This is a genomic window from Paraplanobispora takensis, assembly GCF_016863195.1.
GTDB classification, from domain to species: Bacteria; Actinomycetota; Actinomycetes; order Streptosporangiales; family Streptosporangiaceae; genus Planobispora; species Planobispora takensis.
Genome location: NZ_BOOK01000005.1, coordinates 21588 through 41168, shown reverse-complemented (window position 1 = coordinate 41168; position 19581 = coordinate 21588). Strand labels below are relative to the sequence as shown.

Annotated in this window: 13 protein-coding genes; 11 read left to right on the top strand and 2 right to left on the bottom strand. The window is 74.4% G+C overall.

The window, feature by feature from the left end; translation table 11 throughout:
• The first annotated feature begins 27 nt into the window (after positions 1-27).
• Complete coding sequence (gene moeZ / locus Pta02_RS04455; protein ID WP_203873369.1) at positions 28-1209, top strand: adenylyltransferase/sulfurtransferase MoeZ; 1182 nt, start codon at positions 28-30, stop codon at positions 1207-1209.
• A 170-nt stretch (positions 1210-1379) separates the two neighbouring features.
• On the opposite strand, the gene Pta02_RS04450 is transcribed toward moeZ, so the two are convergent.
• Both Pta02_RS04450 and Pta02_RS04445 read right to left on the bottom strand, forming a co-directional pair.
• Positions 1380-1682, bottom strand: a complete 303-nt coding sequence (locus Pta02_RS04450) for a transcriptional regulator (protein WP_203873368.1) — start codon at positions 1680-1682, stop codon at positions 1380-1382.
• On the bottom strand, positions 1682-2176 hold the full coding sequence (locus Pta02_RS04445) for a hypothetical protein (RefSeq protein ID WP_203873367.1): 495 nt from the start codon (positions 2174-2176) through the stop codon (positions 1682-1684). The genes Pta02_RS04450 and Pta02_RS04445 overlap by 1 nt, the downstream gene beginning before the upstream one ends.
• A gap of 132 nt (positions 2177-2308) precedes the next feature.
• On the opposite strand from Pta02_RS04445, the gene Pta02_RS41020 reads away from it, so the two are divergent.
• The 10 genes from Pta02_RS41020 (at position 2309) to Pta02_RS04395 (ending at position 19567) form a co-directional block, all read left to right on the top strand.
• On the top strand, positions 2309-3040 hold the full coding sequence (locus Pta02_RS41020) for a hypothetical protein (RefSeq protein ID WP_239129538.1): 732 nt from the start codon (positions 2309-2311) through the stop codon (positions 3038-3040).
• Positions 3034-4233, top strand: a complete 1200-nt coding sequence (locus Pta02_RS41015) for a S8 family serine peptidase (RefSeq protein ID WP_239129535.1) — start codon at positions 3034-3036, stop codon at positions 4231-4233. Before Pta02_RS41020 ends, Pta02_RS41015 begins: the two co-directional genes overlap by 7 nt.
• Positions 4234-4283: 50 nt before the next feature.
• The gene (locus Pta02_RS04435) at positions 4284-5462 is read left to right on the top strand and encodes a hypothetical protein (RefSeq protein ID WP_239129531.1); all 1179 of its coding nucleotides are present in this window, start codon (positions 4284-4286) and stop codon (positions 5460-5462) included.
• A gap of 50 nt (positions 5463-5512) precedes the next feature.
• On the top strand, positions 5513-6754 hold the full coding sequence (locus tag Pta02_RS04430; protein ID WP_239129528.1) for a S8 family serine peptidase: 1242 nt from the start codon (positions 5513-5515) through the stop codon (positions 6752-6754).
• Positions 6755-6852: 98 nt separating this feature from the next.
• The gene (locus Pta02_RS04425) at positions 6853-7221 is read left to right on the top strand and encodes a hypothetical protein (RefSeq protein WP_203873365.1); all 369 of its coding nucleotides are present in this window, start codon (positions 6853-6855) and stop codon (positions 7219-7221) included.
• A gap of 46 nt (positions 7222-7267) precedes the next feature.
• On the top strand, positions 7268-7612 hold the full coding sequence (locus Pta02_RS04420; protein ID WP_203873590.1) for an MGMT family protein: 345 nt from the start codon (positions 7268-7270) through the stop codon (positions 7610-7612).
• 68 nt (positions 7613-7680) lie between these two features.
• Positions 7681-10578, top strand: coding sequence for a CDP-glycerol glycerophosphotransferase family protein (locus Pta02_RS04415; protein WP_239129525.1), 2898 nt, complete (start codon positions 7681-7683; stop codon positions 10576-10578).
• A 92-nt stretch (positions 10579-10670) separates the two neighbouring features.
• Positions 10671-12245, top strand: a complete 1575-nt coding sequence (locus tag Pta02_RS04410) for a beta-N-acetylhexosaminidase (protein WP_203873364.1) — start codon at positions 10671-10673, stop codon at positions 12243-12245.
• 127 nt (positions 12246-12372) lie between these two features.
• On the top strand, positions 12373-15867 hold the full coding sequence (locus Pta02_RS41010) for an ATP-dependent helicase (protein WP_239129519.1): 3495 nt from the start codon (positions 12373-12375) through the stop codon (positions 15865-15867).
• A 142-nt stretch (positions 15868-16009) separates the two neighbouring features.
• Positions 16010-19567, top strand: a complete 3558-nt coding sequence (locus tag Pta02_RS04395; protein WP_203873363.1) for an ATP-dependent helicase — start codon at positions 16010-16012, stop codon at positions 19565-19567.
• The last annotated feature ends 14 nt before the right edge of the window (positions 19568-19581 follow it).

The following is a 19581-nucleotide window of genomic DNA, read 5'->3' as shown; positions in this document are numbered from 1 at the left end:
CAAGACCCCTGAAACGGGAGCAGAACTGTGTCGTTGCCACCGCTGGTAGAGCCGGCAGCCGAGCTGACCGTCGACGAGGTGCGCCGTTACTCGCGCCACCTGATCATTCCCGACGTGGGCATGGCCGGGCAGAAGCGCCTGAAGAACGCCAAGGTGCTCTGTGTGGGCGCCGGCGGCCTGGGCTCCCCCGCCCTGCTGTACCTCGCCGCCGCCGGCGTGGGCACCTTGGGCGTCATCGACTTCGACGTCGTCGACGAGTCCAACCTGCAGCGTCAGGTGATCCACGGTCAGTCCGACGTCGGCCGCCCCAAGGCCGAGAGCGCGGCGGCGTCGGTCAGGGAGATCAACCCGCTGATCGACGTGGTGGTCCACAACGAGGTGCTGAGCACCGAGAACGTCATGGACATCTTCGCTCAGTACGACCTGATCGTCGACGGCACCGACAACTTCGCGACCCGTTACATGGTGAACGACGCGGCCGTCCTGCTCGGCAAGCCGTACGTCTGGGGCTCGATCTACCGCTTCGACGGCCAGGCCAGCGTCTTCTGGGCCGAGCACGGCCCCTGCTACCGCTGCCTGTACCCCGAGCCCCCGCCGCCCGGCATGGTCCCCTCCTGCGCCGAGGGCGGCGTGCTCGGCGTGCTGTGCGCCTCCATCGGCTCGATCCAGGTCAACGAGGCCATCAAGCTGCTCACCGGCATCGGCGAGCCGCTGGTCGGCCGACTGATGATCTACGACGCCCTGGAGATGACCTACCGCTCGGTCAAGGTCCGCAAGGACCCCGAGTGCGTGCTCTGCGGCAAGAACCCCACGGTCACCGAGCTCCTGGAGGACTACGAGGCGTTCTGCGGCGCGGTCTCCGAGGAGGCCCAGGAGGCCGCCTCCGGCTCCACGATCACCGCGACCGAGCTCAAGTCCTGGCAGGACCAGGGCGAGAACATCTACGTGATCGACGTCCGCGAGCCGAACGAGTACGAGATCGTCTCCATCCCCGGCGCCGTGCTCATCCCCAAGGGTGAGTTCCTCAACGGTTCGGCCCTGGAGAGGCTCCCGCAGGACAAGAAGATCGTCCTGCACTGCAAGTCCGGCGTCCGGTCCGCCGAGTGCCTGGCGATCGTCAAGAACGCCGGCTTCTCCGACGCGGTCCACGTGGGCGGCGGCGTGCTGAGCTGGATCAAGACGGTCGACCCGAGCCTGCCGGCCTACTGAGGCGGGCCCGCCCCACCCCGGCCGGACGCGAACGCCCCGCGGAGCCCATGCTCCGCGGGGCGTTCGGCGTTTTCCCGAAGGGATCGGGACGGGTGCGGCGGGCGGTTTCCCGAAGGGGCCGGGACGGGTGTGGCGGGCGGTGCCGTCCGGGGAGTGGCCGGCGGGCGGTGTCACTCGGGGGTGAGCCGGAGGCCGGACCGGGCGACGATGGCCTGGAGGGCGGCCACGTGGGCGCGATAGGCCTGGCGGCCCTGAGCGGAGAGCTTGAGCCAGGTCCTGGGCCGCTTGCCGACGTATCCCTTGCGGATGTCGACGTATCCCGCGGCCTCCAGGGCGCTGGCGTGCTTGGACAGGACCGAGTCGCTCACCTCGACCTGGTCGCGGACGAACCCGAACTCGGCCTCCTCCGCGGCGGCCAGCAGAGCGACGATCTGCAGCCGCACCGGCGCGTGGATGACCGGGTCGAGACCCATCAGCGACCCCTTTCGAGCTTGTCGGCGATGCGGCGGGAGATCCACCGGGCCAGGAGCGGGCCGGTGAGACCCATGACCGCGGTCATCGCCAGGCAGGCCCAGGTCGCAGCGTAGGGGATGTCCAGCGCGGCCAGGACCAGGGCGAGCGCCACGGCGAAGACCACGAGCGCGATGACCCAGACGAAGTATCCGACCATGCCCCCGGCCTCGACGACGCTCTTGTGCGTGCGCATCTTGCCGCTGCGGCCGATCACGATGGAGCAGCCGGTGATGCCGGCCACCGCCAGGACGAGGCCCGCGATCCGCAGGGGCAGCGCGGTGAGGGGGTCGGCGGCGAACTGGATGAGGGTGACGGACAGGCCGATGCCGATGACGAACCAGGTGGGGAACCAGGGAGTGGAGCGCACGGCGCGGGCCTGGGTGGCGCGGATGCCGGACAGGGCGCGGGCGGCCTCTTCGGGGGAGAGGTCGGCCTCGCGGGAGGTGTCGTTCACCGGGGACTCCTTCGGTTTCACTTTCCAAGAAGGAAAGTACTTTCCACTTTCCAATGCGTCAAGTACTTTCCATGCGATCGGATCGGAGTGGATCGGAGGTGACATCCGCTCTCTCGCATTAATGTCGATGGGGTGAACGACGTGCCGGACCGGCGCCGGGTATGGCCGGCGCTGGTGGCGGCGTCCGCGCTCACCCTGAGCTGCGCGGTCGTGGCCGCAGTCGCAGCGAGCACCGCGGGAGCCGAGCTCACCCGGGGTCCGAGCGCGGGGGAGCTGCGCCGGGCGGCCGCCGAGGAGGTGGCCCGCCGCTGGCAGGTCTGGCCCTCGGGCCGGATCTTCCCCGCGCGGGTCCGCTACTCCGCCGAGCAGGGCGGCCAGGAGCAGGCCCGCCGGGTGGGCATCTCTCCCGAGACCCGGTGCGACCGGGCCGTGGACGCCAGGCTGAGGGAGCCCCTGCGGCGGGCGGGGTGCAGGGCGATCCTGCGCGCCACCTACCTCGACGCGCTCCAGGCCGTCGTCATCACCGTCGGCGTCGCCGCCTTCCCCGACGACGAGGGCGCCGCGGCGGCCAAGGCGGCGCTGCCCAAGGGCGGGCGCCCCTCGCCGGGGCTCAAGGCGCTGGCCTTCCGCGGCACGGTCACCGACCGGTTCACCGCGGCGGGGCGGCAGACCTCCTCGGCGCGCAGGAGCGGGCCGTACCTCGTCATGATCACTATCGGCCAGACGGACGGCCGCCCGGCGAAGACCGTGGGGGAGCAGCGGCCGACCATGTTCGCCTTCGCCGACGACATCGCCGTGCAGATCCTCGCCGGCGTGTCCACCCCCGTGCCGCCCGACTGCCACTCCCGGGAGTGGCGGTGCTGAGGCGCCTGGCCGTCGTGGTGCCGGCGGCGGTCCTCGCCCTGTTCCTGACTCCGCCCGTCCACGCCGACGACGTCCGCGACGGCCAGCGGCAGGCGCTGCAGACGCTGGGCCTTCCGCAGGCGTGGCGGACCTCCGAGGGCGAGGGCGTGACCGTCGCGGTGCTCGACTCCGGGGTGGACGCGGGGCACCGCGACCTGGCGGGCTCGGTGACCGAGGGCAGGGACTTCACCGAGGGCGCCAACCCGCCCGGAGTGGAGCCGCTGCGCCTGCACGGCACCTACATGGCCTCGCTCATCGCCGGGCACGGACACGGTCCCGGCGGCGCGGACGGGGTGATCGGGGTCGCCCCCAGGGCCAGGATCCTGTCGGTACGGGTGATCCTGGAGGACGAGGAGGCCGGCTTCCGCGAGTTCAACGCCTCCGAGCGGTTCGAGAACGTGGTGGCCAAGGGCATCAGGTACGCCGTGGACCGCGGCGCCGACGTGATCAACATGTCGATCTCCAAGGACCTGGCGACCCGGGAGGAGCGGGCGGCGGTCCGCCACGCCATCTCCAAGGGGGTGGTGCTCGTCGCCGCGGCGGGCAACGACGGGGCGGACGAGCAGGACGCCGAGGGACACGCCCCGTACTCCTATCCGGCCTCCTTCCCCGGCGTGGTCTCGGTCGCGGCGACCGACGGGGGCATGCGCCGGGCGTCGTTCTCCAACTCCAACTCCTCGGTCCTGGTGGCGGCCCCCGGGGTGGACATCCTCGGCGCGGGGCCCGGCGACGAGTACTGGGTCGGCCGCGGCACCTCGCAGGCGACCGCCCTGGTCTCCGGGGTCGCCGCTCTCATAAAAGCGAAATATCCGAAAATGTCGCCCGCGCTGGTCGTGCAGGCGCTCACCGCGGGGGCGACCCGCAGGCCCGCCGGCGGATACGACACCGGCACGGGGTTCGGCATCGTCAACGCCGGCCGGGCGCTCGCCGAGGCCGCCAGGATCTCCCGGCACACCCACACCGCCCGCAAGGGCGACGCCCAGGACCCCGGCCGCCCGCTGGGCGGACCGGCCGGGCCGGTTCAGGTGGTCCACCGCGACCAGCGCAGGATCGCCCTCTACGGAGGGGTGGCCGTGGCGGCCGGTTCCGTGGCGGCCGTCTCCCTCGCGGTGATCATGGTCATGATCCGCCGGGCGCGGAGGGTGAGAATATAAATACACTCCGGATATGGGGTGTCGGACTCCCGGGACGTAGCATCGAAGGTATGTCGCAGCCCGGGAGGTCACAGGAGCCGCGCCGGCGCCTGCAGCCCTCGACGCCGCGCACCCGCGGCTGGCCCCCGGCGGGGTCGCGCGCCGCGCGGATCGGGCCGGACAGGAGCGGGGCGTCACAGGGCGAGGGCCCCCAGGGCGGATCGCCGCGCGGGAGGGCCCGGGACGGAGCGGCACCCGGCGCGACGACGCCGGACGGGAGGCGCGAGGGCGCCTCGACGCCGGACGGGACGGGCAAGGACGCCCCGGCGCCGGGCGCCGGGCGGGGTGCCCCGCCGGGACGCGCGTCCGGCGGCTCCTCCGGCGCGACCCGGCTTCCCGGGGCCACGCGCATGCGCCGCGCGTCCGCCTCGCCGGCCGGGGCCCGCAGGGCGCGGGTCCGCCCGTGGCCGGGGGCGAACCGCAGGCAGCCCGGGGCCGAGCGGGTCGAGGTGATCGCGCTCGAACAGGGCATCCGGCTGCGCACGATCTTCCTGCTGCTGATGGGGACCATCCTGGCCATCGCCACGACCGACGTGCTGTCCGGCGCCGTCGGGCTGCTGCGCGAGACCGCCGCGCGCCCGCTGACCGCCGCGGAGCAGAACCTCTACGTCCAGGAGGACATCGCCAGGCGCTGGCACACCTGGCCCACGACGCTGGTCTTCCCCGGCGAGCTGGAGTACGTCGCTCTCGGCCGCACCCAGCAGTACGCCCGCCGGGTCGGCATCGCCCCCGAGACCCCCTGCCGGGCCGGGACCGACGCCGCGGTCGGGGCCATCCTCTCCGAGAACGGCTGCCGCACCCTGCTGCGGGCCACCTACGTCGACCAGACGTCCACCTTCGCGATCACTGTGGGCGTCGCCGTCATGGAGGACGCCGACAAGCGCCGGGCGGCGACCGGGCAGCTGACGACCGACGACCGGGTGGGGGTGCGGCCGGTGGCCTTCCCCGGCACCGCCACCGAACTGTTCGGCGCGGCCCAGCGCCAGCGCAACGCCTGGGTCGGGGTCGGTCCGTACATCGTCTTCTCCACCGCCGGCTACACCGACGGCCGCACCCGCGAGGCGGTGGCCCAGGAGGAGATCCTGCACAGCGAGCTGTGGCCGACGGCCCAGACGGTCGCCGGGCGCATCGCCCGCGCCCTGGGCGCCGAGCCCGCCGTACCGCGCTGCACCCAGGGGAACGTGTGCTGAGCCGACGGGGGAGACGGGGGAGGGAGGCGCCGACCGCGTCCCCGCGCGCCGTGCCGCCGGCGATCCTGGCCGTCCTGCTGGCCGTGCTCCTGACCGCGCTCTCCGCGACCGCGGCGCCCCCGGCCGCCGCCGACGAGATCCGGGACGGGCAGCGGTGGGTGCTGGACGCGCTCAACGTCGAGGAGGCCTGGGAGGTCACCAGGGGGGCCGGGGTCACCGTGGCCGTGGTGGACGGCGCGGTCGACGGCGAGGTCGCCGAGCTGCGCGGCAGGGTCGTCACCGGGCCCGAGATGGGGTCGCAGGCCACCGGCGACGAGCGGCTCTCCGGCATGCGCCACGCCACCGCGATGGCCTCCCTCATCGCCGGGGCGGGCAAGGGCGGCGAGGACGGCCTGCTCGGGGTCGCCCCGGAGGCGCGGATCCTGTCCCTGCCGCTGAACTTCGAGGAGCGCGAGGACGTCCCCGAGGCGGACCGGCGCACGCTCCGGGGCAGCCCGGTGGCCCGGGCGATCCGCTACGCCGCCGACCACGGGGCGCAGGTGATCAGCATGTCGCTGGGCGCGTACGGCCCGCACCGCGCCGAACGCGAGGCGGTCTCCTACGCCCTGTCCAAGGGGGTGGTGCTCATCGCCGCCGTGGGCAACGAGGGCGGCGAAGAGTACTCCACGACCCACCAGACCTCCTACTGGAACTTCCCGGCCGGATACCCGGGGGTCGTCGGGGTGGGCGCGGCCGACCGGTTCGGCCAGCCCGCGGTCTTCAGCAGCGACAACCTGTCGGTCCTGGTCTCCGCGCCGGGCGTGCAGGTCCCGGTGGCGCTCCCCGGCGGGAAGTACGAGAACTCCGACGGGACGAGCGTGGCGACCGCCCTGGTGGCGGGGGTGGCCGCGCTGATCAAGGCGAAGTACCCGGACATGACGCCGCAGCAGGTGGCGCGGGCCCTGACCTCCACCGCGGGCTTCACCCCCGGCGCCGGTTACGACGAGCACGTCGGGTTCGGCGTGGTGGACGCCGGGGCGGCGCTGGCCAGGGCCGGGGAGCTGGCGGGCGTCGCGTCCCCGTCCCCGGTGCCCGACGGCCGGCACTTCGGCGGGGGCCCGCTCCCGGAGGAGCCGGCCAGGCCCGGGGCCGACCCGTTCCTCCTGTGGCTGTACGGCGCCGGCCTCGCCCTGGGCGTGCTCGCCTTCGCAGGGGCCGTCGTGGTCCTCAACCGGAAGTCCGCGCTCAGATCGGCGGCCGGGACCGCGCCGGACGCGGAGTTCGGCGCCGAAGGACGCGTGTGGCGCGTGTGACGCGATTCGAACGCGGTTTGGACACTGTTCGGACGCGGTCGGCCCGATGTCGCCTTTCCCGCTCCGGGGGCCGGTCAAGGTTCGCTAATGTCCCGCCCATGGGGTACGAGTTGCGGGTGGAGCGCCAGGCGCCTCTCTCCTTCGCGGAGCTCGCGAATGTGCTCGGGCGCGCGGGCTTCGAGTTCCGCGGTTCGCCGGAGTCCGGAGAGGTCCTCGCGCGCCACGGTGACGGGGTCCACGCCGTCGCCGTCTGGAACGGCGCGCTGTCCGGCGCGCCCGGGTCCGACTGGCACGTGGCCCAGCTCGCCCGGGTGTCCGGCCTGCTCGGGGCGCGGCTGGTCGGGGAGGACGGGGAGTCCTACGCGATCCGTGACGGCGTCGTGGAGCAGACGGGCGACCAGGCGGCCTACGAGTTCGGGCGGCTGGAGGAGATCCTCGCGGCCGGGCCCGCCACGTGGAGGGCCTGACCGCCGGGAGCGCTGGGGAGACTCCATGGAAGACGCCGTGGATGACATGAGGGAAGACGCCGCGCAGGACACGGGGTCGCGAGGGCACCCGAATCCCTACGCGGAGACGGTCCTCGATCTGGTCGAGCGCATCCCGCGCGGAAAGGTGATGTCCTACGGCGACGTCGCCGAGTATCTCGGCTCCGGCGGTCCGCGTCAGGTCGGCAGGGTCATGTCGACGTGGGGAGGCGGCGTTCCGTGGTGGCGGGTCGTGCACGCCGACGGCACCCCGCCTCCGGGTCATGAGCAGCGGTGTCTCGCCCGATGGCGGGAGGAGGGGACCCCGCTGCGGGGCTCCCGGGCGGACATGGGATCCGCGAGATGGGATGGACAGTCGGAAAGTAGCGCTTAACCGGCTCCCCGGTCCCACTAACATGGCGTGGGACGGACAGCGTCTGCCCGAAAGGCGGTGCCTCCCCCATGGCCACCGGCGTCTCACCCGCGCGAGCGAGCGGCGATGCCGTCGCCGAGCGTCTGCGGATCGTCCAGGATCTCTGCGACCGGGGAGAACCTCTGCCGGCGATCATGGAGGCGCTGACCGCGGGAGGTCTGACTCCCGCGCAGCGCAGGCGGTTCGACGCCGAGGTGCTCGCCGGTCCGCTCGGCTCCCGGATGGACATCGCGGTCAAGCGCGGCGCCGCCCGCCGCCGCGAGTTCCTCACGCTCGTCAGGCCCTACGTGATCGGGGTCGACCCCAAGGTCAAGCTCGATCTCCCGGTGGCCCGCCGGCTGGCCTTCCACCTGGTCGAGCACCGCGACGTCGACGAGCTGGCCGAGGGCGACGCCCTGCAGCAGCTGGTCGCCGCCGCCGCGGAGCCGTCCCGGCGCGTCAGGAAGAAGATGCGCTGGTACGCCGACCTCCCGCTGCGCGAGGAGCTCCCCGAGTCGCTGTACCGGCTGCGCGCCGCCGACCTCATCCCGGTGACGCAGGTCGAGGAGATCACCTGGGAGAACGGCCGGCTGCGGGTCGGCGGTCACGCCTACCTCGCGGGGCTGTCGGTCCGCAGCCGCCGCTTCAACCGGGCGACCGTCGTGCTGCGAGGCCCCCGCTGGCTGCCGCCGGTGCGCATGCGCACCCGCAGGGTCCACCATCCCGAGGCGACGTACGGCGCCCGCGAGGCCGGCTGCAACTACGACTGGTCGGGCTTCACGGCGGAGCTGAACCCCTCGGCGCTGCGGTGGCGCGCCGCCCTGCGGGCCGTCGTCCGCGGCGGCAAGCGGCTGCTGCGCCGCCGCGCCACGGTGCGCGACACCACCACCTGGCGCGCCGAGATCGTGATCTGGAGCCGCGGCGCCCGCGCCGTCGGCATGCTCCGCGGGCCGTCCAGCGGCCGGACCGAGCGTCCCCGGGGCACCGAGCTCCGCAAGGGCTGGTGGGTCCGGCCGGTCTGGACCTCCGACCGCGCCCTTCAGGTCGTGCTCCAGCCGACCCGGGCCGAGCTGACCGGGGTGCGGCTGGAGGGCGAGCGGCTGGAGCTGACGGTGTTCCTGCCGGACCGGCGCTTCGCCAAGGGGCACGCGCGGCTGGACGGCCACCGCATCGCCGCCGACTTCACCCCGGGCCCGGGCGGCACCGAGGTCGTCGTCCCGCTGGCCGTGTCGTCGCTTCTCCAGGAGCGCGACGGCGGCAGGCTCTGGATCGAGCCCAAGGGCGATCCGGCGGCCCCCGTCATGCTCGGTTCCGCCGCGGAGAGCCGCTCGATCATCGGTGAGCGGGAGATCACGGTGCTGGGCGACCGGCGCGACCGCGTGATGGTCTCCGCGCACCGGGTCCGCCCGGTCGTCTCCCGGGCGGTCTGGGGCGAGGACGGCACGCTCCTGCTCGAAGGCTCCTATCCCGGCTCGGGGCGGGCGGAGCTGACGTTGCGCCACCGCACCGGGCTGATCTACGCCACGCCGATGGAGCGCGACGGCGAGGACTTCTCGGTGCGCCTGGCCCCGGCCGCGATGCCCCGCTTCGGCGAGACGGTCCCGCTGGGCGGCGGCAACTGGAGCATCGCGGCCCGCGAGGAGTCCGGCGAGATCGTCCCGATCCGGATGGACCACGCCGCCCTCGACGACCTGGACGAGGGTCCGAAGATCATCGACGGCCGCGAGTACCGCGTCATCTCCACCCGGTTCGACGTGCCGGTGCTGGCCGTCGCCGAGGACCGGCCCGACGACGAGAAGGGCCCGGGCGGGCTGTACGCCCTGCAGCGCTCGTTCTACCCGGCCGAGCGCTCCCGCGGGCTGAACGACGCGACGGTCTACGTCGCCTACGACGGGCGGCAGTACGAGGGCAACGTCCGCGCGGTCTACGAGGAGCGGGTGCGGCGCGGCGACGACCGCGAGCACATCTGGATCGTCAAGGACGGCGCGTTCACGCCGCCGGGGTCGGCGGAGCTCGGCTTCGGGGACGTCCGGCCGACCGTGGTGCGCGCGGGCAGCCGCGAGCACTACGCGGCGCTCGCCCGCTCGCGGTACGTGGTGACCAACGCCTTCCTGCCGCCGTGGTTCCGGGCGCGCGAGGACCAGGTGGTCGTGCAGACCTGGCACGGCAGCCCGCTCAAGCGCATGGGCAACGACCTGCCGCACATGTCCCGCGACCCGAAGCCGCCGGCCTGGCACCGGCAGGCCGTCGAGGTGCGCGGCTGGGACCTGCTGGTCTCGCAGAGCCCGTGGGCCACCCCGATCCTGCGCAAGGCCTTCGGCTACCAGGGCGAGGTCCTGGAGAGCGGATACCCGCGCAACGACGTGCTGGCCTCCCCGGACCGGGAGGAGCTGGCGGCGCGGGTGCGGGCGCGGCTCGGCATCGCCGAGGGCGTCCGGCTGGTGCTGTACGCGCCGACCTACCGCGACTACGACCGCAAGAACGCCTCGCTCAAATTGAACCTGGCCGAGGCGCGGCGGGTGCTCGGCTCCGACCACGAGTTCCTCATCAGGGGGCACTCGATGCAGGCGGCGCCCAACGTCCCCCGGGGACTGGGGCACGACGTCACGACATATCCGGATATGGCGGATCTGCTGCTGGTGGCGGACGTGCTGATCACGGATTACTCGTCCGTCATGTTCGACTTCGCCGCGACCGGACGGCCGATCCTGCTGTTCACCTACGACCTGCAGCGCTACTCGTCCAAGCGCGGCCTCTACCTCGACCTGGAGGCCGAGGGCCCCGGTCCGCTGCTGTCCACCGGCGCCGACGTGATCGAGGCGATCCGGACCATCGACCAGGTGGCCGCCGCCGGCGCCGACCGCTACGAGAACTTCAGGCGCACCTACGCGCCCCGTGACGACGGCAAGGCCACCGCCCGTCTGGTCGACCACGTCTTCCCGTCCTGACCCGCCGCTCCCGTCCCGGCCACTCGTCCTCCCGCGGCGGATCACGCCGCGGGAGGTTCCCCTCCCCGGGATCGCGATGATCTGATGCGCACATGAGATGGCGCATGCTCCCCGCCGCGCTGGCCGCGGCGGCGGTCCTGGCCACCGGTGCGTGCTCGGGCGACGGCGCGACCGCGTCCCCGAGCGGGACCTGGCACAGCCTGGTGCCCCTGCCCGCCGAGGTCGCCTACCGCGGGGCCGGCTTCACGATCGGCCGCGACACCGCGATCGCGGCGCCGCCGGAGGCCGGGCGCGCGGCCGGGCATCTGGCGGCGGCCGTACGGCGGGCGACCGGGTGGACGCCGCGGATCGGCGGGGAGGGGGAGATCCGCCTGGAGCTGACCGGCGAGCGGCCGGGCGCGTCCGGCGGGGCAGGCTCCTCCGCGGACGGGCCGATCGTCGGCGACCCCGGCGCCGAGGCGTACGAGCTCACCGTGGACCGGGACGGGGCCAGGGTGCGGGCCGGTACGCCGGTCGGGCTCTTCCGGGGGGTGCAGACGCTCGCGCAGCTCCTGCCGAGACGGGGCGCGACCCTGCCCGGTGTGCGGATCGCCGACCGGCCGCGGTTCGCCTGGCGCGGCGCGATGCTGGACGTCGCCCGGCACTTCTTCACCGTCGAGGAGGTCGAGCGGTACGTCGACCTCCTCGCCGCCTACAAGATCAACGTGCTGCACCTGCACCTCAGCGACGACCAGGGCTGGCGGCTGGCCGTCGCGGGGCGGCCCGAGCTGACCGCGGTCGGCGGGGCCACCGAGGTGGGCGGCGGGCCCGGGGGCTCCTACACCGAGCAGGACTACCGGCGGATCGTCGCCCACGCCCGCGAGCGGTACGTCGAGATCGTGCCCGAGATCGAGATGCCCGGCCACACCAACGCGGCGCTGGCCGCCGACCCCGCGCTCAGCTGCGACGGCAGGCGGCGCAGGCCGTACACCGGGATCGACGTCGGCTTCAGCGCGCTGTGCGTGGGCCGGCCCGCCGTCGACCGCTTCCTCGCCGACGTGATCGCGACGATGGCCCGGCTGACACCCGGCCCCTACCTGCACATCGGCGGCGACGAGGTGGAGACGCTCACGCAGGAGCAGTACAACGACCTGATCGAGCGGGCGCAGGAGCTGGTCGGGGCCGCGGGCAAGCGGATGGTGGGCTGGCAGGAGGTCGGCGGCGCGCGGCTCGCCCCCGGCAGCGTCAGCCAGTACTGGCAGACCGGCCGCACCCCCGACGACGTCCACCGCGCCGTACGGCGGGGCGCGAAGCTGATCATGTCCCCGGCCTCCCGGGTCTACCTGGACATGAAGTACGACGAGGAGACCAGGCTCGGGCTGGAGTGGGCCGGGCTCATCGAGATCGAGGACGCCTACGGCTGGGATCCGGCCGAGCTGGTCGACGGGGTGGGGGACGACCGCGTGCTCGGTGTGGAGGCCCCGCTGTGGACCGAGACCGCCGAGACGATGGACGACCTGGAGTATCTGGCCTTCCCCCGGCTGCCCGCGGTCGCCGAGGTGGCCTGGACGCCGCAGGAGGCGAGGGACTTCGGCGACTTCGCGGCCCGCCTGGCCGGGCACGGGCCCCGGTGGTCCGAGCTGGGCGTGGACTTCCATCGCTCACCGGCGGTGACCTGGCCGAACTGATCTCTCCTCATGCCGGACCCGCCGACTCGGCACGATCACTGCCCGGGATCTGGTGGAATGACGAGTTGTGAGTGGTCAGGGCTGGCGGCTGGTGCGTCGCGGGGATACGGGGAGGGCCGTTGCCCCCGTGCTCGACGAGCATCAGCGGGCGGTGGTGGCCCATGAGAGCGGCCCCCTGCTGGTCCTGGCGGGCCCGGGCACCGGCAAGACCACCACGATCGTGGAGACCGTGGTGGACCGCGTGGAGCGCCGGGGGGCGGACCCCGAGCGGGTGCTCGTGCTGACCTACAGCCGCAAGGCCGCCGACGAACTGCGCGAGCGGATCACCGGCCGGCTGCGCCGTACCACCAGGACGCCGCTCGCCCTCACCTTCCACAGCTACGCCTACGCCCTGCTGCGCCGCGAGGCGGTGCTGACCGGGGACCCGCCGCCCCGGCTGCTGACGGCCCCCGAGCAGCTGCTGGAGATCCGCCGCCTGCTCCTGGGCGAGCTGGAGGACGGCGCGCTCCACTGGCCCGAGGACATGCGCGAGGCGCTCAAGACCCGCGGCTTCGCCCAGGAGCTGCGCGACTTCATCGCCCGCGCCTCCGAGCGGGGCCTCGACGGGGAGGGCCTGGTCGGGCTGGGCCGCCGCCACGGCCGCACCGACTGGATCGCGGCCGGGCGGTTCGCCGACCGCTACCAGGCCCGCTTCGACCTGGACCTGGAGCCGGTGCTCGACTACGCCGAGCTGATCCGCGCCGCCGGAGCCCTGCTCACCGACCCGGACGTACGGCTGCGCGAACGCTCGGCCTACGACGTCGTCCTCGTGGACGAGTACCAGGACACCGACCCCTCCCAGGAGTTCCTGCTGGCGCAGCTGGCCGGGGAGGGCCGCGACCTGATCGCCGTCGGCGACCCCGACCAGTCGATCTACGGCTTCCGCGGCGCCGACGTCCACGGGATCATGGGATTCCCCGACCGGTTCCGCGACGCCGGCGGCCGGCGGGCGCCGATCATCGCGCTGCGCGTGTGCCGCCGCAGCGGCCCGGGGCTGCTGGCCGCCACCCGCCGCGTGGCCGCCCGCCTGCCCGCCGTCCCCGGCGGGGCCGCCCACCGCGACCTGACGCCCCTGCCGGAGGCCGAGCACGGCACGGTCCGGGTGGTGGTGGCCGACAGCCCCACCCAGGAGGCGGCGATCGTCGCCGACACCCTGCGCCGGGCCAACCTGCTCGACGGCGTGCCCTGGTCGCGGATGGCCGTGCTGGTCAGGTCGGCGACCCGGCAGACGCCGCTGCTGCGCCGGGCGCTGGTCGCGGCCGGGGTGCCGGTCGTGGTGGGCGGCGGCGAGGTGCCGCTGTTCCAGGAGCCGGGCGTGCGGCCGCTGATCCGCCTGATCCAGGTGGCCATGCACCCCGACACCCTCGACGAGGGCCTGGCCGAGGAGTTGCTGACCGGGGCGCTGGGCGGCACCGACATGATCGGGGTGCGCCGCCTGCGCCGCGCACTGCGCATCGCCGAGCACGAGGCCATGGCGCTGCCGGTGGAGCTCGACGGCGAGGGCGGTGCGGACGGCGAGGGCGGTGCGGACGGCGAGCGGGACGCGGCCGGGACTTCCGGTGACGGGACGCCCGACGGCGGGGCGTCCGGCGACGGGGCCGGGGATCCCGGGGCGCCCGATCGCGGGGCCTCCGGTGACGAGCCGGCCGGCGCGCGACCGGATCCCCGTACGGTGGCCGCGAGGGAGCGCCGGGCCCGGGTGGAGGCGCGCGAGCGCGCGGCCCTGGCGGAGACCGGTGACCTCGACGACCTCGACGACCTCGACGAGGCCGGGGACGCCGAGGAGGCCGTGCTCCCGGCGGGCGCCGGCGATCCGGAGGACGCCGGGGACCTGGCGCTGTCCGCCTCCCACCGCTCCCGCCCGGGCGAGCCGAGGTCGTCGGGCGAGCTGCTCATCGCGGCCCTGAAGGACGCCCGGGAGCTGGTCCCGGTCGACCCGCACGTGGCCCTGCCCGCCGAGCGCGTGGCCCGGCTCATCACCGCCGCCACCGAGGCCGTACGGCAGGGCGGCACGGCCGAGGACGTCCTGTGGGCCGTCTGGGACGCCACCGGGCTCGTCCCCAAGTGGAGCGAGACCAGCGCTGTGGGAGGGCACCGGGGACGGCAGGCCGACCGCGACCTGGACGCCGTGGTGGCGCTGTTCGACTACGCCTCCAGGTTCGTCGACCGGCTGCCCCACGCGGGCGTCGACGTGTTCGTGGAGGACCTGATCGCCCAGGAGATCCCCGGTGACTCCCTGGCGGCGCGGTCGCCCGAGGGTGACTCCGTGCGCATCATGACCGCCCACCGCTCCAAGGGCCTGGAGTGGGACGTCGTGGTCGTCGCGGGCGTGCAGGAGGGCACCTGGCCCGACCTGCGGCTGCGCGGAACCGTCCTGAGCACCGACGACATGGTCGCCCGGGCCGAGGGCTCCGAGCACGAGAACCCCGCCGCGGTCAGCGCCGCGCTCGCCTCCCAGCTGCTGGCCGAGGAGCGCCGGCTGTTCTACGTGGCCGCGACCAGGGCCAGGAAGAAGCTCGTCGTCACCGCGGTGGGAGGCGAGGACGTCGAGGAGCGGCCCTCGCGCTTCCTGACCGAGCTGGTGCCGGGATCGGGCGAGGAGACTGCCGTCCTCGACGAGCGGTCCCGCTGGCTGAGCATGTCCGCCCTGGTGGCCGACCTGCGCTCGGCGGTGTGCGACCCGACCCGGCCGGAACCGCTGCGCAGGGCCGCGGCCGGTCACCTGGCCAGGCTGGCCGCCGCCGGGGTGCAGGGCGCCCACCCCGACGAGTGGTACGCCCTCACGCCGATCTCCGACGACCGCCCGCTCGGCTGGCCCGACGACACCGTGCGCATCTCGCCCTCGGCCGTGGAGAGCTTCAGCAAGTGCGGCCTGCGCTGGCTGCTGGAGACCTCCGTGGGCGCGAGCGGCACCGACATGGCCCGGGGCCTGGGCACGGTCATCCACGCCCTGGCCGTGCTCGCCGCGACCGGCATGCCCACCGAGGAGACCCTGGGCAAGCGCCTGGACGAGGTCTGGAACGAGCTGGACTTCGGCGGCGTCTGGTACAACCGCAAGCAGCGCCGGGTCGCCGAGAAGATGATCGCCAGGTTCGTCCGCTGGCACCAGGAGAACCCCCGCGAGCTGGTCGGCATCGAGGAGTCCTTCATCGCCACGGTCTCCGAGGGCGTCCAGATCAAGGGCCGCGTCGACCGGGTCGAGCGCGACGGCGAGGGCCGGGCGGTGATCATCGACATCAAGACCGGCGGCACCAAGCCCTCCGACACCGACCTCGACCGCCATCCCCAGCTCGGCGTCTACCAGCTCGCCGCGCTGCTGGGCGCCTTCGAGCGGCACGGCATGACCGAGCCCGGCGGCGCCGCCCTGGTCCAGGTGGGCAAGGCGGCGGGCAAGGACGCCAGGGAGCAGTCCCAGCGTCCGCTCTCGGAGGACGACGACCCCGGCTGGGCCCGCGACATGGTCGACACCGTGGCGCTGGGCATGTCCGGCCCCTTCTTCCAGGCCAAGGTCAACGACGGCTGCCGCACCTGCGCCGCCCGGGCCAGCTGCCCGGTCAACGACAGCGGGGGCCAGGTGTGCTGAGCCGTACTACCCTGGACCGTCCCGGCACGGCCGGACGGGCGGGCGGAGCGGCGGGCCGTACGACCCCCTGTCGTGCCGTCTCCGGGCGCACGGACGAAGGCGCAGACGGAGGCACAGACGGAGGCGCAGACGGAGGCATGGTGTGCTGAGCCCGATCCAGCTCGCGGCGGAGCTGGGCATCCTTCCCCCGACCCCCGAACAGGCCGCGGTCATCGAGGCCGGTCTCGAACCGATGGTCGTGGTGGCGGGAGCCGGGTCCGGCAAGAGCGAGACCATGGCCGGGCGGGTCGTCTGGCTGGTCGCCAACGGCCTGGTCCGGCCCGAGCAGGTGCTCGGCCTGACCTTCACCAGGAAGGCCGCCAGCGAGCTGTCGCACCGCGTCCGCGAGCGGCTCACCGCGCTGGGCTCCGGGGTCCCCGCGGACCTGCTGGCGGGCGAGCCGACGATCTCGACCTACCACGCCTACGCCGCCCGGCTGGTCACCGACCACGCCCTGCGCGAGGCGCTGGAGCCCACCATGCGCCTGATCACCCCCGCCGTCGCCTGGCAGCTCGCCGGGCGGGTGGTCAGCGGCTACGACGGGCCGATGGAGCAGATCGAATGGGGACCGGCCACCGTCACCCGCGCGGTGCTGGAGCTGGCCGGGGAGCTGGCCGAGCACCTGCGCCGGCCGGCGGAGGTGCGGGAGGTGGGCGCCTGGCTGGCCGAGCGGTACGCCGCGCTGCCCGGCTCGCCGATCGTGGCCCAGCGCAAGCCCCTGGCCGTGCAGAAGGCCAGGGAGCAGCTCCTGCCGCTGGTGGAGGCCTACAACCGGCTCAAGCGCAGGCGCGAGGTCGTCGACCACGGCGACCAGATGGCCCTGGCCGCCCGGATCGCCGCCAAGCACCCGGAGGTCGGGGAGCTCGAACGCAGCCGGTTCGCCGTCGTCCTGCTGGACGAGTACCAGGACACCAGCCACGCCCAGCTCGTCCTGCTGCGCTCGCTGTTCGGCAACGGGCATCCGGTGACCGCCGTCGGCGACCCCTGCCAGTCCATCTACGGCTGGCGCGGGGCCTCGGCCGGGAACCTCACCCGCTTTCCGCGCGACTTCAGGACCGCCTCGGGGGAGCCCGCCCAGATCCGGCAGCTGTCGGTCAGCTTCCGCAACGGCGACGCCGTGCTCGACGTCGCCGCCCGGGTGCAGATCCCGCTGCGGATGGAGGCCCGCGAGGTGCCGGTGCTGGTGCCGGGCGGCAACCGGGTCGAGCGCGGCCGGGTGGTGACCGCCTTCCACGAGACGGCCGAGGACGAGGCCGAGTGGATCGCCCGCGAGATCTCCCGGCTGCTGGGGAGCGACACCGCGCCGGACGGCCTGCCGTGGGGCGAGGGCGAGCGCAAGAAGGCCAAGCAGAGCATGTGGGGCGGCCCGCAGTGCCTGCAGCCCCACGACGTGGCGATCCTGGCCCGCAAGCGCTCGCAGTTCCCCGCGCTGCGCCGGGCGCTGGAGGACCGGGGCATCCCGGTCGAGGTGGTCGGCCTGGGCGGCCTGCTCACCGTGCCCGAGGTCGCGGACATCGTGGCCACCCTGCGCGTGCTCTACGACCCGACGGCCGGGGACGCCCTGGTCCGGCTGCTGTCCGGCCCCCGCTGGCGGATCGGCCCGGCCGACCTGAAGGAGCTGGGCGAGCGGGCCCGCGAGCTGAACCGGGAGACCCGCGAGGACGCCTCCCCGGTGGCCGATCCGCTGGACCAGGTCGTCGCCGACCTCGCCGAGGAGCGCGGCAGCCTGGTCGACGCCCTGGACGAGCTGCCCGACCGCCCCGAGTGGCAGGACCGGTTCTCGCCGGCGGCGCGGGTACGGCTGCTCGCCATGGCCCAGGAGCTGCGGACGCTGCGCGCCCACGCAGGCCAGCCGCTGCCCGACCTGATCGTCGAGGTCGAGCGCCGCCTCGGCCTGGACATCGAGGTGGCGGCGCGCCACGCGGCCGTGGGGGCGTTCGCCGCCCGGGCCGACCTGGACGCCTTCCTCGACGCCGCCGCCCGCTTCGCCGGAGACTCCGAGGACCCGACGCTGGGCGCGTTCCTGGCGTTCCTGAAGGCGGCCGACGAGGAGGAGAACGGCCTGGACTCCGGGCGGGTGGGCGAGAGCAACAGCGTGAAGCTGATGACCGTGCACGCCTCCAAGGGCCTGGAGTGGCCGGTCGTGATCGTGCCCGGCATGTCCCAGGCGCTGTCGAAGACCGGCGGCCTGGCCGTCGGCACGATCTTCCCCGCGCGGCCGATGGTGAGCCCCAGGTGGACGGAGAACCCGCGGCGGCTGCCGTACCCGCTGCGCGGCGACGCCTCCGACCTGCCCGCGCTGACCGGGCTGGCCAGGGAGGAGCTCGCCGACTTCGACGAGCGCTGCCGCGACCGCGACCTGATGGAGGAGCGGCGGCTGGCCTACGTCGCCGTGACCCGCGCCCACTATCTGCTGGTCGCCTCCGGCTACCGCTGGGGCACCGCGGCCAAGCCCCTGGAGCCGTCGGACTTCCTGCTGGAGATCCGCGACACCTGCGGCCGGGTGGCCACGTGGGCCCCCGAGATCGAGGAGGGCGCCACCAACCCCCTGCTGGAGGAGCCCGCGGAGACCACCTGGCCGGTCACCCCCGAGGGCGCCCGTTACGAGTCCGTCGTCGACGGCGCCTTCCTCGTCGAGGCCGCCCTGGCCGACTTCGCCGCCCGCGCCGCCACCCCCGAGACGCCCGCCGTGGAGACCGCCGCCCAGACCGTCACTCCCACGACGCCCGCCGGGGAGACCACCGCGACGCCCGCCGCCCAGGCCCCCGCGCCGGACGCGCCGGCCCCCGCCTCCTCCGGCGTACCGGTCCCCGCTGCGGAGACCGCCGCGACGCCGTCTTCCGTGAGCGGAGCCGTCGGCGCCTCCGCGGTGGAGGCCGGCGGGGCGGGCGAAGCGGGGTCCGAGCCCGGGGGCGAGGGGGACCGGCTGCCGGCGGAGCTGCGCGGGTGGGACCGGGAGCGGGCCAAGGCCTGGGAGCGGGACACCGAGCTGCTGCTGCGAGAGCGCGAGCGCAACCGGCGGCGCGGCGGCAAGGAGGTCGAGCTGCCCACCCACCTCACCGTGTCGTCCCTGGTCACCCTGGCCGCCGACGCCAAGGCCCTGGCCCGACAGATCCGCCGTCCCGTCCCCAGGAAGCCCGCCCCCCTGGCCCGGCGCGGCACCTCCTTCCACGAGTGGCTGGAGTCCCGCTGGGGCCAGCAGCGCCTCCTCGACGAGATGGAGCTGCCCGGCGCCGGGGACGAGGCCGAGGACGCGGCGGACTTCGACGGTGCCGGCGCCCGGCTGGCCGAGCTCCAGGAGAGGTTCGAGGAGAGCGAGTGGGCGGGCCGCGAGCCCCTCGACGTCGAGGTCCCGTTCGAGACGATGATCGCCGACCGGCTGGTCCGCGGCCGGATGGACGCCGTCTTCCGGACGCCCGGCGGAGGCTACGAGGTCGTCGACTGGAAGACGGGCAGGCGCCCCGCGGGCAAGGCGGCCGAGGCAGCCGCCGTGCAGCTGGCCGCCTACCGCCTGGCCTGGTCCCACCTGGCGGGCGTCCCCCTCGACCGGGTGAGCGCGGCCTTCCACTACGTGCGCGTCAACGAGACGGTCCGCCCGGTGAACCTGCTGGACGAGCGGGGGCTGGTCGCGCTCGTCGAGTCGGTCCCCGTGCTCGGATGACCCCGGGCATGTCC

Excerpts from the sequence above, each read along its gene's own strand:
- Pta02_RS04420 (WP_203873590.1), top strand. The coding sequence starts at position 7,268 with ATGAGGGAAGACGCCGCGCAGGACACGGGGTCGCGAGGGCACCCGAAT.
- Pta02_RS04450 (WP_203873368.1), bottom strand. The coding sequence starts at position 1,682 with ATGGGTCTCGACCCGGTCATCCACGCGCCGGTGCGGCTGCAGATCGTC.
- Pta02_RS04415 (WP_239129525.1), top strand. The coding sequence starts at position 7,681 with ATGGCCACCGGCGTCTCACCCGCGCGAGCGAGCGGCGATGCCGTCGCC.
- Pta02_RS04425 (WP_203873365.1), top strand. The coding sequence starts at position 6,853 with ATGGGGTACGAGTTGCGGGTGGAGCGCCAGGCGCCTCTCTCCTTCGCG.
- Pta02_RS04410 (WP_203873364.1), top strand. The coding sequence starts at position 10,671 with ATGAGATGGCGCATGCTCCCCGCCGCGCTGGCCGCGGCGGCGGTCCTG.
- Pta02_RS04435 (WP_239129531.1), top strand. The coding sequence starts at position 4,284 with ATGTCGCAGCCCGGGAGGTCACAGGAGCCGCGCCGGCGCCTGCAGCCC.